Below are 15,499 nucleotides of genomic sequence, written 5' to 3'. Positions count from 1 at the left end.
ACACGGCCGTCCTCGACGCCGCGCCGCACGACGCCTCGCCGACACCGAGCGTCGACACGTCGGTGGAGCGCCCCCGGTCGACGCCTCCGGTGCGTGCATACGCGAAGCGCCTCGGCATCGACCTGGTTCTCGTCGCCGCCGCGGTCGGCGACAGGCTCATCACACGGTCCGACGTCGACGCGTACGCGGAACGGCTCGGTGGCCGGGCAGAGGAGAAGTCTCGCAGCGCGGATGACGAGCGCACCTGGTCCGCGCCCGCCGCGACTCCGCCGAGCGGCGAGGAACGTGAGGTGCGCATACCCATCAGAGGAGTGCGCAAGCACACCGCTGCCGCGATGGTGGAGAGCGCATTCAGCGCTCCTCACGTGACGGTGTTCCACACCGTCGACGTCACGGGCACCATGGACCTGCTGTCGTCTCTCCGGGTCGATCGTTCGCTCGCCGAGCATCGCCTCGGTCCGCTGGCCGTCGTCGCCAAGGCGGTGTGCCTCGCGCTCGGCCGGAACCCTGAACTCAATTCGCGATGGGACGACCACGCGGGTGAGATCGTGCGTCATACGTACGTGGACCTCGGGATCGCTGCGGCGACCGACCGGGGACTCCTGGTTCCCCACATCCGAGATGCGGACCGCATGACGCTCATCGAGCTCGCTGATGCGCTGACCACTCTCGCGGAGACCGCTCGTGCAGGACGCACGTCACCTGCGGAACTCGCGGGAGGCACGTTCTCGATCTCCAACATCGGCGTCTTCGGCATCGACGCGGGCACCCCGATCCTCCCGCCCGGTCAGTCGGGGATCCTCGCCATCGGGGCGATCCGTCGCCGGCCGTGGGAGTTCGAGGGAGAGCTCGCGCTGCGTCACACGATGACACTGAGCCTGTCGTTCGACCACCGCATGGTCGATGGTGCCGAGGGTGCGAGGTTCCTCAAGGACGTCGCGGACATTCTGGAGACGCCGGGGCGCGCCCTGCTGCTGAGATAGCGCTCAGCGGATCAGACGGGCGCCCGGAGTGCGCACTCCGCCATCGCGGCCAGCACGGTCGCGGTGGCGGAGTGACGTCGGGCAGCCGCGCTCGTGCTGTGCGGCGTCGAGTTGATGAGGCCGAAACACGCCTGCACGCGCAGCCGCAGTTCATCGGCCCCTGCGTCGATCAGTGCGGCGAGCGCGTCCATCCAGAGCTCGATGTACGCGCGCTGCAGCCGCCGCACCTCGCTGTGATCCCGCGGGGCGAGGTGGGGGACGTCGCTGTCGTGGACTCGGATGACGTCGGCGTGGCGCAGCGCGAAGTCCACATGGAAATCGATCAGCTGGCGGATCCGCTCGTCGGGCGTCGTCGCAGCGGCGGCCACGCGGGAGCCGCCCTCCACGAGATCCTTGCTCACCTCGATCAGAACGGCTCCGAGGAGCGCCTGTTTGCCTGCGAAGTGGCGATAGACGGCGGGGCCCGACACGCCCACTGCGGCACCGATGTCCTCCAGGCTGACCCCGTTGTACCCGCGCTCGGCGAACAGATGTGCCGTGGCGCGGAGGATCGCGTCCGAGCGCTCGGCCTTGGCGCGATCTCGTGCGGTGATCGGGGTTGTCATCTCAGTTAATCCTCGCTAACCTGATGTCACTGGTTAGTGCACACTAACCGAAGAAGCACGAGTCGCACCAGAGTGTGACAGATGCGCACGTGTGTCGAGGAGGACATCACGATGCCTGCGACCCAGCAGACTCTCGCCGCGGCGCTCCGCGAGCGGCTCGCGGAGGTGGCCCGCGGGGGCCCGGAGTCTTCCCGGCAGCGACATCTCGCTCGCGGCAAGCTCCTCCCGCGCGATCGGGTGACCCGGCTCCTGGACGAGGGGAGCCCCTTCCTCGAGATCGCTCCGCTGGCGGCCGACGGACTGTATGGAGGCGATGCTCCGGCGGCCGGCGTGATCGCGGGCATCGGTCTGGTTCACGGGCGCCACGTCATGGTCGTGTGCAACGACGCCACGGTGAAGGGCGGCACGTACTATCCCCTCACGGTGAAGAAGCATCTGCGCGCGCAGGAGATCGCGCTCGAGAATCGCCTTCCCTGCGTGTATCTCGTCGACTCGGGGGGTGCGTTCCTGCCGAGGCAGGATGAGGTCTTCCCCGACCGTGATCACTTCGGACGCATCTTCTTCAATCAGGCGCGCATGTCCGCCCAGGGCATCCCGCAGCTCGCCGCGGTGCTCGGTTCGTGCACCGCGGGCGGCGCATATGTGCCGGCGATGAGCGACGAGACCGTGATCGTGCGCGGCCAGGGCACGATCTTCCTCGGCGGACCGCCCCTCGTGAAGGCGGCGATCGGCGAGATCGTCTCCGCGGAGGAGCTCGGGGGCGGTGAGCTGCATGCCCGCCGGAGCGGTGTCGTCGATCACCTCGCAGAAGACGACGAGCACGCGCTGGAGATACTGCGCGACATCGTCGCCACTCTTCCGGCACCCCTCGATCCGGCATGGGAGGTCGCCGAGTCCCGCCCGCCCTCGGCAGACGGCTCCCTCTACGACTCGGTCCCCGTCGACGTGAACGCCCCGTACGACGTTCGCCTCGTCATCTCTTATCTGCTCGACGGCGACACGTTCCGCGAGTTCAAGTCCGAGTACGGCACGACGCTCGTCACGGGTTTCGGGCGCCTGCACGGGCACCCGGTCGGGGTCGTCGCCAACAACGGTGTGCTCTTCGGCGAGTCGGCCCTCAAGGGGGCGCACTTCATCGAGCTGTGCGATCAACGCGGAATCCCCCTCGTCTTCCTGCAGAACATCAGCGGGTTCATGGTGGGCACCGAGGCAGAAGCCGGCGGGATCGCGAAGGACGGCGCGAAGATGGTGACGGCCGTCGCCAGCACTCGTGTCCCGAAGCTCACCGTGATCATCGGAGGCTCGTTCGGCGCCGGCAACTATTCGATGTGCGGGCGGGCGTACTCGCCCCGGTTCCTGTGGACCTGGCCGGCGAGTCGGATCTCGGTCATGGGCGGTGCGCAGGCCGCATCCGTCCTCGGCACGGTGAAAGAGGATCAGCTGGCCGCTCGGGGCGAGGGCTGGGACGCTCAGCAGAGAGCCGAGTTCGAGGAGCCGATCCGCAGACAGTACGAGGCCCAGGGGGAGCCGTACTACGCGACCGCGCGGCTCTGGGACGACGGGATCATCGACCCTGTCGACACTCGTGATCTTCTGGGCCTCGCCCTCGACGTGATCGCCAGGACCCCGCTGCCCGAGCCCCGCTTCGGCCTGTTCAGGATGTGAGCACGACATGACCAGCACCCAGACGAGCGCCACCCCGACAGCGACGCCCTCGAAGGGATTCGACACGATTCTCGTCGCGAACCGTGGCGAGATCGCGCGACGCATCATCCGCACGCTCAGGGACAGGGGCATTCGCAGTGTCGCGGTGCACAGCGACGCCGACGTCGCCGCGCCGCACGTGCGTGAGGCCGATGAATCGGTGCGCATCGGCCCGGCACCCGCTGCCGATTCCTACCTCGACATCGACGCGGTGATCGCCGCTGCCCGGGCCAGCGGCGCCCAGGCGATCCATCCGGGTTACGGTTTCCTGTCCGAGAGCGTGGGTCTCGCAGAGGCCTGTGCCGAGGGAGGCATCGTCTTCGTCGGTCCCTCGATCGAGGCTCTCCAGATCATGGGCGACAAGGCCCGAGCGAGGGAGCATGTGGCGCGATTCGGGGTTCCCATCGTTCCCGGCTTCGACGCCCGCGGGCTCTCCGAGGGCGAGATCCACGACGAGGCCGAGCGCGTCGGATTCCCGCTGCTGGTGAAGCCGAGCGCGGGCGGTGGAGGCAAGGGCATGGAGGTGGTCGAAGACGCGTCCGGCCTCACTTCCGCGCTCGCCTCCGCGCGGCGCATCGCTGCCGCAGCGTTCGGAGACGATGCGCTGATCCTCGAACGATTGATCCGTCGTCCTCGCCACATCGAGGTGCAGGTGTTCGGGGACCGACACGGTCAGGTGATCGTCGTCGGCGAGCGCGAATGCACGTTGCAGCGGCGTCACCAGAAGGTCGTCGAGGAGGCACCGTCCGCCGGGATTCCGGAATCGACGAGACGACGTCTGTTCGAGGCCGCTGTTCAGGCTGCCCGCAGCGTGGCATACGTCGGGGCCGGAACCGTGGAGTTCCTCGTCGATGCCGAAAGGCCGGACGAGGTGTTCTTCATCGAGATGAACACGAGGCTCCAGGTGGAGCACCCCGTCACCGAGCAGGTCACCGGCCTCGACCTGGTCGGTCTCCAGATCGACGTCGCCGCAGGCGGCTCGCTGCAGCCGGCTCCGCCGACGCGCGGACACGCCGTCGAGGCACGCGTCTACGCCGAGTCTCCACAGCGCGGATTCGTCCCCTCGACAGGTCGTGTGCTGCTCTTCGACCCGCCGAAAGGCGTGCGCGTGGATGCTGCGGTCGAGACCGGCTCGGAGGTCTCCGGCTACTACGACCCGCTGATCGCGAAAGTGGTCGCCCACGCGGACGATCGAATCGCCGCACTCCGGGCGCTGGACTCGGCACTGAGCCGGATGACGGTGCTGGGCGTCGACACGAACATCGCTTTCCTCAGGCAGCTCTGCAGTGATGCGCGGGTCGTCGCCGGAGACCTGGACACCGGCCTCATCGAGACGCTTCTTCCGCTGAGCATGGAATCTCCGTCCGAAGCCATGCTGTCGGCTGCACGCGAACATCTGCTCGCCGCACGCCCGGCCGTGTCTGCGAGGCGAGCAGGTGGGGTGTGGCTACGACTGACCGACCACTCGCGCGACGAGGTCGTGTTCATGACGGATGTCGACGAGGTGCACGTCGCTCCGAAGGGAGCAGCGTCGCACATCATGGCTGTCGCGTCGGACGACGACGGCGCGGTGTGGGTCGCCGAGCGCGGGCGTTCGATGCGCCTGCAGCCGCTCGACCGGCGCGAGAGGATGCGTCGTCGACTGGCAGGGCTCGAGGCACGCCCCGCGGATGCGGACCCCGAGGCGCGCGCTCCGATGCCCGGTGGCGTCGTCGCTGTTCACGTGACGGACGGCGAGCGCGTCACAGTCGGAACCCCGCTCGTCTCGATCGAGGCGATGAAGATGGAGCACCCGGTCGTGGCGACCCACGACGGAACGGTGACAGTGCTGGTCTCCGCCGGAGATCAGGTGCGGCGGGACCAGGTGGTCGCCCGCGTCACGATGGAGGATGGACGATGACGTTCGAACTGACGGATGAGGAGCGCGAGCTCGCGGCGATGGTGCGCGAGTTCGCGGATACGGTCGTCGCACCTCAGGCCTATGAGGCCGACAGGACGCATACGCTCTCGATGGACGTCGTGCGGCAGATGGGCGACCTCGGGCTGTTCGGTCTGCCGTTCCCCGAGGAGTACGGAGGTCAAGGCGGCGACTACATGGCGCTGGGACTCGCGATCGAGGCGCTCGGACGTGTCGACCAGTCGATCGCGATCACGCTCGAGGCAGGGGTCAGCCTCGGTGCCATGCCGGTGTTCCGTTTCGGCACGGAGGAGCAGCGACGAGCGCTGCTGCCCGATCTGCTCGCGGGACGCGCCCTCGCCGGATTCGGATTGACCGAGCCGGAAGCGGGGAGCGATGCGGGTGCGACGCGCACGACCGCTCGACTCGATGACGATGAGTGGGTGATCGATGGATCGAAGCAGTTCATCACCAACTCCGGAACGCCCATCACTCGATTCGTCACGGTGACCGCCGTCACCGGTTCGGTCGATGGACGCAAGGAGATCTCCACGATCATCGTGCCGAACGGCACGCCCGGGTTCACCGTCGACCCGCCGTACGACAAGGTCGGATGGAACGCCTCCGACACGCATCCGCTCAGCTTCGACAGTGCTCGAGTGCCGGCGGGCAACCTCCTCGGCGAGAGGGGGAGCGGCTTCCGGAACTTCCTCAGCATTCTCGACGAGGGGCGGATCGCGATCGCCGCCCTCGCCACCGGCGCGGCTGAAGGGTGTCTGGAGGCGGCGATCGACTACGCGAAGTCGCGCACCATCTTCGGCAGCGCTCTCAGCACCCGACAGAACGCGCAGTTCACACTGGCTCGCATGCGCGCTCGAGTGCACACGGCTCGTCTCGCCTGGCACCATGCGGCGCGGTTGCGCGACGCCGGGTCGGCGTTCGCGGAGCAGGCGGCCATCGCCAAGCTGGTGGCGGGGGAGGCCGCAATGGACAATGCCCGCGACGCGACGCAGATCTTCGGAGGGAACGGCTTCATGAACGAGTTCTCGGTCGGTCGCCACTACCGCGATTCGAAGATCCTGGAGATCGGCGAGGGCACGACAGAAGTGCAGCTGCTCGTGATCGCGCGGTCGCTCGGAGTCACCGGGTAGCGTGACATCATGACCGTGACAGAGATCGTGCAGCGGGGGCTCTACTTCGAGGAGTTCGACGCCGACGCCCGGTATCTCCACCGGCCGGGGCGCACCGCGACCGAAGCCGACAACGTCCTCTTCACCACGCTCACCATGAACACGCAGGCGCTGCATCTCGACGAGGCCTTCGCCACCTCGCAGGATCCGTTCCACGCGAGACTCATGAATTCGATGTGGACCCTGTCGACGATGGTGGGTGCGTCTGTCGCGCAGCTGACCCAGGGCACCCTCGTCGCCCAGCTGGGCCTCACGGACATCGCGTTCCCTCACCCGCTCTTCGCGGGCGACACGCTCTACACCGAGAGCGCGATCGTCGAGAAGCGGCTGTCGGCATCGCGTGACGGCCAGGGGATCGTCCAGATCGCGCATACCGGGCGCAACCAGGACGGAACCGTGGTGGCGACCGCCACACGGACCGTGCTCGTGCACTGCCGACCGGGAGGCGCCGCATGACCTTCGACCTGGGCCCTGCGCTGCTGTTCTGCCCGGCGGATCGACCGGAGCGCTTCGGCAAGGCGCTCGAGAAGGCCGATGCCGTGATCCTCGATCTCGAAGATGCGGTCCTGCCGTCGGCCAAGGCGAGCGCTCGCGGCAACATCATCGACGCGGACCTCGATCCCGATCGTGTGATCGTCCGCGTGAATCCGCCGGGCTCCGATGAGTTCGCGTCGGATCTGACCATGCTCTCGCAGACCGACTTCCGAACGGTCATGGTCGCGAAGACGGAGAGTGCGTCGAGTCTGGATGTCTTCGATGAGCGGTTCTCCGTGATCGCGCTCTGCGAGACGGCCAAGGGTGTCCATGCCGCCGACCGGATCGCGGCGCACGCGCGCGTCGTCGCGATGATGTGGGGCGCGGAAGACCTCGTCGCCTCCCTCGGAGGCACCTCGAGCCGCCGCGAGGACGGCACCTATCGTGACATCGCGCGATACGCGAGATCGCGGGTGCTCCTCGAGTCGGGTGCTCAGGGGAAAGGGGCGATCGACGCCGTGCACATCGCGCTCGGCGATCTCCCGGGACTCGCCGCCGAGGCGGCGGACGCCGCAGCGTCGGGTTTCGCGGCGACCGCCTGCATCCATCCCGATCAGGTCCAGGCCATCCGCGCCGCCTATGCGCCCGACATCTCCGAGGTCGGCTGGGCGCGTTCCGTCCTCGCGGCTGCCGAGGACGAGCGCGGTGTCTTCCGCTTCGAGGGACGTATGATCGACGAGCCCGTGCTCAGGCACGCGCGTTCGGTGCTCGCCCGCGCCGGTCTGTGAGTCAGATCAGGACGGACTGGTCGAGGAGTCTGAGCACGCCCGGAGACGCTTCGAAGCGGTGCGCCGAACCGTTCAGGATCTGATCGCCCGGCCGGGGGAGCGTGCCTCCCGAGACGTGGTCGATGAGCGATCTGATCACTCCACCGTGAGCGACGACGACCACGGACTCGGCGACCGGTGTCGACCGGCGGCGGGAATCCCGAGCGATCGTGTCGAGGGCCTGCAGAGATCGCGCGGCGACATCGTCGAGGCTCTCCGCGCCGGGAACCTCGGAGTGCCAGCCGCCGTAGGCTTCCATGTACTCGGAGACGCTCATGCCCTCACCGTCGCCGAACTCGCGCTCGCGGATGCCGGGCACCAGTATCGGCGTGCCCAGACCGAGTTCGGCCGAGATGATCTCCGCGGTCTCTCGCGCACGGAGCAGCGGACTGGTGTAGATCGCATGGTGCGTGGTGCCGGCGAGCGCCGCCGCCGCCGTCCGGGCATCGGCCCGGCCCGTCTCGTTCAGGGGGATGTCGGTCGATCCCTGGATCCTCCGATCCAGGTTCCAGTCGGTCTGGCCGTGACGGATGAGTGTGAGCAGAGTCATACGAGAAGCTCCTGGATCGCGGGGAGCACGTCGCCCGTGCCTGCGGCGATGGTGACATCCGCCCAGACATCCGCTCGGGTCGGCTCGCGGTTGATGATGATGAGGGGGATGCTGCGACGTCGGGCACGCTCGACCAGGCGCACCCCCGAGTTCACCACCAGCGACGTGCCCGCGACGATGAGTGCGTCGCTGGAGCGCAGCAGTGATTCGGCAGCGCGGAAGCGGTCCTGCGGGACATACTCCCCGAAGAAGACGACGTCGGGCTTCAGCATGCCGCCGCACACCGTGCAGGTCGGCACGATGAAGCCGTCCGTGCTCTCGGGCAGCACATCGCCGTCGGGATTCAGGGCCACGTTCTCCGGCACGCTGATCCACGGATTGGTCTCTTCGATCTGCGCGGCGATGTCGCGCCGGTCGAACACCTGACCGCAGCGCAGGCACAGCACGCGCCTCATCGTGCCGTGGACCTCTATGACGTGCGAGCTCCCCGCCCGCAGATGCAGGCCGTCGACGTTCTGGGTGATGACGCCGCTCACGTGACCGGACGATTCCATCTCGGCGAGGGCGATGTGGCCGGGGTTCGGGCGCGCCTGTGCGAAGGCACGCCAACCGAGGTGGCCGCCGACCCAGTACCGTCGTCTGGCGGATTCGTCGCCCAGGTATTTCTGGATCGTCATGGGGTCGGCCCGCGTCCGCGCGCCCTCGCCGCGATAGGCCGGGATGCCGGAGTCGGTGGAGATGCCGGCTCCCGTGAGCAGCGCGATGCGACGGCCTCGCAGGAGTTCGGCAGCGCGAGCGACGGCGGCCGACGGCTCGACCGGACTCGTAGCGCTCACAGGACCTCCTGCTCCGAGTCTACGGCGTGCGGCGCAGACCGCGCGTCGAGCGGACCCGGTAGGCGCGGACGCGACGGATGGCAGACTGGGGTCCGTGGAACTGGTGCGCGTGACGAATCCCGACGATCGACGACTCGACGACTACCGCGCGCTCACCGACACCGCGCTCCGAACGGTGAGCGATCCTGCGGGAGGCCTCTATATCGCGGAGTCCACGAAGGTGATCGCGCGCGCTGTCGCGGCCGGTCACCGTCCGCGCTCCGTCCTCGTGCAGGAGAAGCGCGTGGACGACATCAGGGCGATCGTCGGCGAGTTCGACGTGCCGGTGTACGTGGTGCCGGACGAGGTGGCCGAGGCGGTCACGGGTTTCGCCGTGCACAGGGGGACCATCGCGTCGATGCACCGGCCCGCACTGCGCACGGTGCCCGAGGTGCTGGAGAAGGCGCGGCTCGTGCTGATCCTCGAGAACGTCGGCGATCACACCAACGTCGGCGCAGCGTTCCGCGCGGCCGCCGGCCTCGGCGCGGATGCCGTGCTGGTGTCCCCCGGGGGAGCGGACCCGTTGTACCGGCGCAGTGTGCGCGTGAGCATGGGCACCGTCTTCCAGGTGCCGTGGACCCGCATCGCCGACTGGGAGTCGGCGGTCGAGGATCTTCACGCCGCGCAGTTCGACATCGCGGCTCTCGCGCTGCGCGATGACGCCGTCACCCTCGACTCGTACGCGGCCGACCGGCCCGACCGGGTCGCGATCGTGATGGGCACGGAGGGCGACGGCCTGTCGCGGACCGCGCTCGAGAAGGCCGACACGGTCGTGACGATCCCCATGTTCGGAGGCGTCGATTCGCTGAATGTCGCCTCCGCCGCAGCTGTGGCGCTCTGGGCGCTCGGTCCGCGCTGACGCGAAGACGCTCGTCAGTCGACGTCAGGGAGCATGACCGGCCCGGGCTCCGGTCGCTTGGCCACGATGTGATCGCCCGAGGACTGGTGTCGCAGCCGACGCAGGACCCACGGGACGAGGTGCTCCCGCGCCCACCCGAGGTCACCGGAGCGGGCCTCTCTCCACGTGCGCACCGGCAGCGGCTCCGGCTGCATGGATTCGAGCTCGTTCGGGACGTTGAGGGCGCGGAGAGCCATGCGTGCGACCTCGTGGTGACCGAGCGCGTTGTAGTGCAGCCTGTCGTCGTCGAAGAAGCGCATGTCCTGCACCACCTTGAGCGCCCACTGGTCGGCGACGATGCAGTCGTGGCGGTCCGCGATGGCGCGGATGTTCTCGTTGTAGATCGCCACCTTGCCCCGGAAGGGGCGGAAGACGGGCGTGAACGCCGTGTCCACACCGGTGAACAGGAGGATCGCGGCGCCCGTGGACGAGAGTCGTGAGACGGCATCCTCGAGCTGGACCGCGATGGCGTCGGGATCGGTCCCCGGCCGGATCACATCGTTGCCACCGGCGCAGATCGATATCAGGTCGGGGTGCAGAGCGACGGCCGGCTCCACCTGGTCCTGCACGATCTGGGCGATGAGCTTGCCGCGCACGGCGAGATTCGCGTAGGCGAAGTCGTCGACCTGCTGTGACAGGACCTCGGCGACGCGATCGGCCCAGCCGCGGTGACTCCCGGGGTGCGAGAGGTCGGGGTCCCCGATGCCCTCCGTGAACGAATCGCCGATCGCGACGAAGCGTCGCCACGGGTGCGGACTGTCGTTGTCGAGGTCAGGGGTCCGAGTCGAATCCTGGTCTGTCATCCAGCTCTCCTTCGCGAACGTGCGCGGCGTATGGATGTCGCGGCGCACCGATCGAGCCTACTCGTGCGCCACGCCAGGGCGCGAGGCCGCTCCGGCTGAGAGGCGATCGTGCTCGGTGTCGGTGAGTGCGATTATCGTGGAGTCGATGCTTTCTCCTTCCTTTCCTCAGCGCGCCCCGTGGGGAACCGCGAACAAGCTGCGCGCATGGCAGCAAGAGGCTCTGGAACAGTACTTCGAGGCCGACCAGCGCGACTTCCTCGTGGCTGCGACGCCGGGCGCCGGCAAGACCACTTTCGCGCTGACCCTCGCCGTCGAACTGATGCGAATGGGCGAAGTCAATCGCATCATCGTGGTCGCGCCGACCGAGCACCTGAAGACTCAGTGGGCCGATGCGGCGGCGCGCGTGCACATCCGCCTCGACCCGCGTTTCCGGAACAGCGATTGGGGGCCCGCGCGGCACTATCACGGTGCCGTCGTCACGTATGCGCAGGTGGCTGCGAAGTCGTCGGTGCACCGTCACCTCACTGAGGACGCTCGCACGCTGGTCATCCTCGACGAGGTACACCACGGCGGCGACGCACTCAGCTGGGGCGACGCGATCCGCGACGCGTTCGGGCCCGCGAAGCGACGACTGCTGCTGTCGGGAACGCCGTTCCGCAGCGACACCGCGCCGATCCCCTTCGTCGAGTACCACCCCGACGAGTCGGGTGCGCGCATCTCGAGGACCGACTACAACTACGGCTATGGTCGGGCCCTGGCCGACGGCGTGGTGCGTCCGGTGCTCTTCCACATGTACGCGGGCAAGATGCGCTGGCGCACGAGCACGGGCGATGAGCTGGAGACGCACCTCGGGCAGGACAACACCAAGGATGTGACCTCGCAGGCCTGGCGCACCGCGCTCGACCCCGAGGGGGAGTGGATGCCTGCGGTGCTCTCCGCGGCTGATCGCCGCCTCACCGAGATCCGCCATCACGTGCCCGACGCCGGCGGCCTCGTTCTCGCGACGGATCAGACGGTGGCGCGGGCGTACGCCAAGATCCTGCACAGCATCACCGGTCAGCAGCCGGCCATCGTGCTGTCGGACGACGCGACGGCGTCTGAGCGCATCGAGAAGTTCAGCGCCGGCGACGCCCGCTGGATGGTGGCGGTCAGGATGGTGTCCGAAGGCGTCGACGTGCCGCGGCTCGCGGTCGGCGTGTACGCGACCTCGTCGTCGACGCCGCTCTTCTTCGCGCAGGCGATCGGACGATTCGTGCGAGCACGTCGACGCGGAGAAGCAGCGAGCGTGTTCCTCCCGCAGGTTCCGGTGCTCATGGGGCTCGCGAACGAGATGGACAAGCAGCGCGATCACGCCCTCGATCGGCAGTCGAAGGACGAGGACGGGCTGGAAGACTCGCTGCTGGAGAGCGCGAACCGGGAAGAGGAGACGTCCGACGCCCTGACCCAGGAGTTCAGCTACCAGGCGCTGTCGTCGGTCGCTCACTTCGATCGCGTCGTGTTCGAGGGGCAGGAGTTCGGTCAGCTCGCCGAGCCGGGTACGCCCGAAGAGGAGGAGTTCATCGGATTCCCCGGGCTTCTCGAGCCGGAGCACGTGCATGAACTGCTCATGCAGCGTCAGTCTCGTCAGTCCCGGCTTCGTGAGGCTCGGGAGGCCAAGGCGTCCCCGACCGAGACGACGACGCTTCCGGCCCCGCTGCACCGGACGCTCAAAGAACAGCGCCAGCTGCTCAACAGTCTGGTCGGCCTCTACGCGCGACAGAAGGGCGAACCGCACGGCGCCGTCCATGCCGAGCTCCGTCGCATCTGCGGTGGCCCCGCCGTCGCACAGGCGACCGTCACCCAGTTGCAGGCCCGCATCGAGGTGCTGCGCAAGCGCGTCAGGTCGTGACCCGAGCCGCACGTGCGGCATCCCGTCATTCGGATTCCCGAAAACCTGGCAATACCGCCCCCGGCGGGATCGCGGCCGGGTGTCGCAGCTAGCGTGGAGGGGCGTCCCACACGGGACCCCTCACACAGGAGATCGAATGACAGCCCCCGCTGCCACCACAGAGCCGACCGCCGCAGACCGCCGCCGCTGGGCGCGCTACCTCGTCGAGGAGCGTGCCGAGGGGACGGTGTACCAACGGCTTGCACAGCGCCGCACCGGCGAGGAGCAGCAGATCCTGCTGAGTCTCGCCGACGCTGAGCGCCGTCACGAGCAGCACTGGCTGGATCTGCTGGGCGCCGAGCCTGCGCGCCTGCCACGCGCGGGGCTCCGATCGCGTCTGCTCGGATGGATGGCCGGACGGTTCGGGTCGATCTTCGTGCTCGCGCTCGCCCAGAGCGCCGAGGCCCGGTCGCCCTACGACTCCGAGCAGTACGCCACCCCCGCCATGAGGGCCGACGAGAAGGTTCATTACGAGGTCGTGCGCGGTCTCGCCGCACGGGGGCGCCGTCGGCTCTCCGGCTCGTTCCGCGCGGCGGTCTTCGGTGCCAACGACGGTCTGGTCAGCAACCTCGCCCTCGTGCTCGGCATCGGTGCCACGGGGGTCGGTTCGAGCTTCGTGCTCTTCAGCGGCATCGCGGGCCTCCTCGCCGGCGCGCTCTCGATGGGGGCGGGCGAGTTCGTGTCCGTGCGGTCTCAGCGAGAACTTCTCGCTGCGACGGAGGCGAACGAGGACGCGGCCGCGTCCGCCGCCGACCTCGACATCGACGAGAACGAGCTCGCCCTCGTCTATCGTGCGCGCGGAGTCGGAGAGGCCGAGGCCCTCGAGCGGGCGGGCCGCATCGTCGCCGCTGCACGCGCCGGGGTCGAGCGCACGGTCACAGGTCCGGTGCGGGTGCATCCTGCCATGGACCACGAGATCGTGGGAAGTGACTGGACTGCCGCCCTGTCGAGCTTCCTTCTCTTCGCCTCCGGCGCGATCATTCCGGTGCTCCCGTGGATCTTCGGTCTCGAGGGTGCGACAGCCATCGTCGTGGCGCTCGTGCTCGTGGGGGTCGCGCTGCTCACGACCGGCGCCATGGTGGGTGTCCTGTCAGGCGGTCCGCCCCTGCGGAGGGCGCTGCGTCAGCTGGCGATCGGCTTCGGCGCCGCTGCGATCACGTATGGCCTCGGCCTGTTGTTCGGCGTCGGGGCGGTCTGAACGGACCGCCCCGCCGCGGCGGCACGGCATACACGAAAGAGGCTCCGGAACGATATGTTCCGGAGCCTCTGGCCTGTGCGCGGAGGGGGACTTGAACCCCCACGCCCTTACGGGCACTACGACCTCAACGTAGCGCGTCTACCATTCCGCCACCCGCGCAGGTGTTGGATGTTCGTTGCCGAACGAAGATTTACATTAGCACGGGCTTCACCGCACCCCGAAACCGAGCGCGATTCCCGGGCGCGCCTCCGCGCTTCGATAGCCTTGTGCGCATGACAGAACCGTCGCTGCCCGAGGTGGTGCGCATCGCGCAGGACCTGATCCGCTTCGACACCTCGAATTACGGGGGAGGCAACGCCAAGGGCGAGCGGGAGGCCGCAGAGTACGTCGGCGCATACCTGCAGGAGCTCGGGCTCGAGGTCGAGTACTACGAGCCGATCGACCGTCGCACCAGCGTGATGGCGCGCGTGCGGGGGCGCCATCCGGAGCGGTCGGCGCTGGTCGTGCACGGACACCTGGATGTCGTGCCGGCCGTCGCCGACGACTGGACGGTCGACCCCTTCGCCGGTGTGGTGAAGGACGGGATGCTCTGGGGCCGTGGCGCGGTCGACATGAAGAACATGAACGCGATGATCCTCACCGCCGTCGCAGACATCCTGCGAGCCGGGGAGCAGCCCGCACGCGATCTCGTGCTGGTCTTCTTCGCCGACGAGGAGAACGGGGGAGTGGAAGGGTCCGCTCTGGCCGTGCGACACCGTCCGCACTGGTTCGCGGGTGCAGCGGAGGCGATCAGCGAGGTCGGCGGCTATTCGATCGACGTCGACGGTCGCCGTGCGTACCTGCTGCAGGTCGGTGAGAAGGCTCTCATCTGGATCCGCCTCGTCGCCACGGGACGCGCCGGCCACGGGAGTCGCCTGCACGACGACAACGCGGTGACCGCGCTCGCTGAGGCTGTGGCGGCGATCGGACGCACCCGGTGGCCCGTCCGGCTCACGCCGACCACCGAAGCGCTCCTTCGTGGACTCAGCGATCTGTCGGGACGGTCCGACGACGACCCCGACGCGCTGGCAGCTGCGGCCGGCCCGGCAGAGGCTTTCCTGCGCTCGTCGTTGCGGACCACGACCAACCCGACTGCGCTCAGCGCGGGATACAAGCACAACGTCATCCCCGAGCGGGCCGAGGCGCTCATCGACGTGCGGGTGATCCCGGGGACCGAGGACGAGGTGCTGGCGGAACTGCAGGCCATCGTGGGTGACGACATCGAGATCGAGACCGTGGTGCGTGACATCGGGATGGAGACGCCGTTCGAGGGCGACCTTGTCGACGCGATGGTCGCGAGCCTGAACCACCACGACCCCGGCGTTCCGGTGATCCCGTATCTGCTCGGCGCGGGCACCGACAACAAGGCGCTGGCCGCTCTCGGCATCACCGGGTACGGTTTCGCGCCCCTGCGGCTCCCCGCTGATCTCGACTTCACGGGCATGTTCCACGGCGTGGACGAGCGCGTACCCGTAGAATCGCTTGTCTTCGGTCAGCGGGTGCTGGCCGATCTGCTGCGCACGTATTGA

General features: G+C 68.5%; 14 protein-coding genes and 1 tRNA gene. 10 read left to right on the top strand and 5 right to left on the bottom strand.

Annotated features, from left to right (window positions below):
* On the top strand, positions 1–983 hold a 983-nt coding region (locus RWO82_RS07595), incomplete at its 5' end, for a dihydrolipoamide acetyltransferase family protein (protein ID WP_314425282.1).
* An 11-nt stretch (positions 984–994) separates the two neighbouring features.
* Here the strand turns inward: RWO82_RS07595 and RWO82_RS07590 are convergent.
* Positions 995–1,588 carry a TetR/AcrR family transcriptional regulator gene (locus RWO82_RS07590; RefSeq protein WP_314425281.1) on the bottom strand — a complete coding sequence of 198 codons (594 nt, stop codon included), beginning with the start codon at positions 1,586–1,588 and terminating at the stop codon, positions 995–997.
* Positions 1,589–1,669: 81 nt separating this feature from the next.
* On the opposite strand from RWO82_RS07590, the gene RWO82_RS07585 reads away from it, so the two are divergent.
* The 5 genes from RWO82_RS07585 to RWO82_RS07565 are packed head-to-tail and all read left to right on the top strand — an operon-like array spanning position 1,670 to position 7,641.
* Positions 1,670–3,253, top strand: a complete 1,584-nt coding sequence (locus RWO82_RS07585) for a carboxyl transferase domain-containing protein (RefSeq protein WP_399540731.1) — start codon at positions 1,670–1,672, stop codon at positions 3,251–3,253.
* A 7-nt stretch (positions 3,254–3,260) separates the two neighbouring features.
* Complete coding sequence (locus RWO82_RS07580; protein WP_314425280.1) at positions 3,261–5,192, top strand: biotin carboxylase N-terminal domain-containing protein; 1,932 nt, start codon at positions 3,261–3,263, stop codon at positions 5,190–5,192.
* Entirely contained in the window at positions 5,189–6,340 is a 1,152-nt protein-coding gene (locus RWO82_RS07575; protein WP_314425279.1) for an acyl-CoA dehydrogenase family protein, read from the top strand. The genes RWO82_RS07580 and RWO82_RS07575 overlap by 4 nt, the downstream gene beginning before the upstream one ends.
* Positions 6,341–6,349: 9 nt before the next feature.
* On the top strand, positions 6,350–6,835 hold the full coding sequence (locus tag RWO82_RS07570; protein ID WP_314425278.1) for a MaoC family dehydratase: 486 nt from the start codon (positions 6,350–6,352) through the stop codon (positions 6,833–6,835).
* On the top strand, positions 6,832–7,641 hold the full coding sequence (locus RWO82_RS07565; RefSeq protein WP_314425277.1) for a CoA ester lyase: 810 nt from the start codon (positions 6,832–6,834) through the stop codon (positions 7,639–7,641). Before RWO82_RS07570 ends, RWO82_RS07565 begins: the two co-directional genes overlap by 4 nt.
* 1 nt (position 7,642) lies before the next feature.
* On the opposite strand, the gene RWO82_RS07560 is transcribed toward RWO82_RS07565, so the two are convergent.
* Entirely contained in the window at positions 7,643–8,230 is a 588-nt protein-coding gene (locus RWO82_RS07560; RefSeq protein WP_314425276.1) for a histidine phosphatase family protein, read from the bottom strand.
* Entirely contained in the window at positions 8,227–9,066 is an 840-nt protein-coding gene (locus tag RWO82_RS07555; protein ID WP_314425275.1) for a Sir2 family NAD-dependent protein deacetylase, read from the bottom strand. Before RWO82_RS07555 ends, RWO82_RS07560 begins: the two co-directional genes overlap by 4 nt.
* Positions 9,067–9,160: 94 nt before the next feature.
* Between RWO82_RS07555 and RWO82_RS07550 the strand changes: the two genes are divergently transcribed.
* Positions 9,161–9,964, top strand: coding sequence for an RNA methyltransferase (locus RWO82_RS07550; RefSeq protein ID WP_314425274.1), 804 nt, complete (start codon positions 9,161–9,163; stop codon positions 9,962–9,964).
* 14 nt (positions 9,965–9,978) lie between these two features.
* Here RWO82_RS07550 and RWO82_RS07545 read toward each other — a convergent pair whose 3' ends face one another.
* Positions 9,979–10,806 carry an SGNH/GDSL hydrolase family protein gene (locus tag RWO82_RS07545; RefSeq protein ID WP_314425273.1) on the bottom strand — a complete coding sequence of 276 codons (828 nt, stop codon included), beginning with the start codon at positions 10,804–10,806 and terminating at the stop codon, positions 9,979–9,981.
* 145 nt (positions 10,807–10,951) lie between these two features.
* Here RWO82_RS07545 and RWO82_RS07540 point away from each other — a divergent pair, with 145 nt between their 5' ends.
* On the top strand, positions 10,952–12,694 hold the full coding sequence (locus tag RWO82_RS07540) for a DEAD/DEAH box helicase (RefSeq protein WP_314425272.1): 1,743 nt from the start codon (positions 10,952–10,954) through the stop codon (positions 12,692–12,694).
* Between the two features lie 136 nt (positions 12,695–12,830).
* Positions 12,831–13,931: a VIT1/CCC1 family protein gene (locus RWO82_RS07535; RefSeq protein ID WP_314425270.1), complete on the top strand. Its 1,101-nt coding sequence runs from the start codon at positions 12,831–12,833 to the stop codon at positions 13,929–13,931.
* A 76-nt stretch (positions 13,932–14,007) separates the two neighbouring features.
* On the opposite strand, the gene RWO82_RS07530 is transcribed toward RWO82_RS07535, so the two are convergent.
* Positions 14,008–14,090, bottom strand: a tRNA-Leu gene (locus RWO82_RS07530).
* Between the two features lie 113 nt (positions 14,091–14,203).
* On the opposite strand from RWO82_RS07530, the gene RWO82_RS07525 reads away from it, so the two are divergent.
* The gene (locus tag RWO82_RS07525; RefSeq protein ID WP_314425268.1) at positions 14,204–15,499 is read left to right on the top strand and encodes a M20/M25/M40 family metallo-hydrolase; all 1,296 of its coding nucleotides are present in this window, start codon (positions 14,204–14,206) and stop codon (positions 15,497–15,499) included.

This window comes from uncultured Microbacterium sp., from assembly GCF_963521645.1.
Lineage (GTDB): Bacteria > Actinomycetota > Actinomycetes > Actinomycetales > Microbacteriaceae > Microbacterium.
This window is presented reverse-complemented; position numbering and strand designations above follow the sequence as displayed.

What these genes read in the sequence shown, in the direction of transcription:
- RWO82_RS07560 (WP_314425276.1), bottom strand. Translation starts at nt 8,230, where the DNA reads ATGACTCTGCTCACACTCATCCGTCACGGCCAGACCGACTGGAACCTG.
- RWO82_RS07570 (WP_314425278.1), top strand. Translation starts at nt 6,350, where the DNA reads ATGACCGTGACAGAGATCGTGCAGCGGGGGCTCTACTTCGAGGAGTTC.
- RWO82_RS07535 (WP_314425270.1), top strand. Translation starts at nt 12,831, where the DNA reads ATGACAGCCCCCGCTGCCACCACAGAGCCGACCGCCGCAGACCGCCGC.
- RWO82_RS07580 (WP_314425280.1), top strand. Translation starts at nt 3,261, where the DNA reads ATGACCAGCACCCAGACGAGCGCCACCCCGACAGCGACGCCCTCGAAG.
- RWO82_RS07590 (WP_314425281.1), bottom strand. Translation starts at nt 1,588, where the DNA reads ATGACAACCCCGATCACCGCACGAGATCGCGCCAAGGCCGAGCGCTCG.
- RWO82_RS07575 (WP_314425279.1), top strand. Translation starts at nt 5,189, where the DNA reads ATGACGTTCGAACTGACGGATGAGGAGCGCGAGCTCGCGGCGATGGTG.
- RWO82_RS07540 (WP_314425272.1), top strand. Translation starts at nt 10,952, where the DNA reads ATGCTTTCTCCTTCCTTTCCTCAGCGCGCCCCGTGGGGAACCGCGAAC.
- RWO82_RS07545 (WP_314425273.1), bottom strand. Translation starts at nt 10,806, where the DNA reads ATGACAGACCAGGATTCGACTCGGACCCCTGACCTCGACAACGACAGT.
- RWO82_RS07525 (WP_314425268.1), top strand. Translation starts at nt 14,204, where the DNA reads ATGACAGAACCGTCGCTGCCCGAGGTGGTGCGCATCGCGCAGGACCTG.
- RWO82_RS07585 (WP_399540731.1), top strand. Translation starts at nt 1,670, where the DNA reads ATGCGCACGTGTGTCGAGGAGGACATCACGATGCCTGCGACCCAGCAG.
- RWO82_RS07565 (WP_314425277.1), top strand. Translation starts at nt 6,832, where the DNA reads ATGACCTTCGACCTGGGCCCTGCGCTGCTGTTCTGCCCGGCGGATCGA.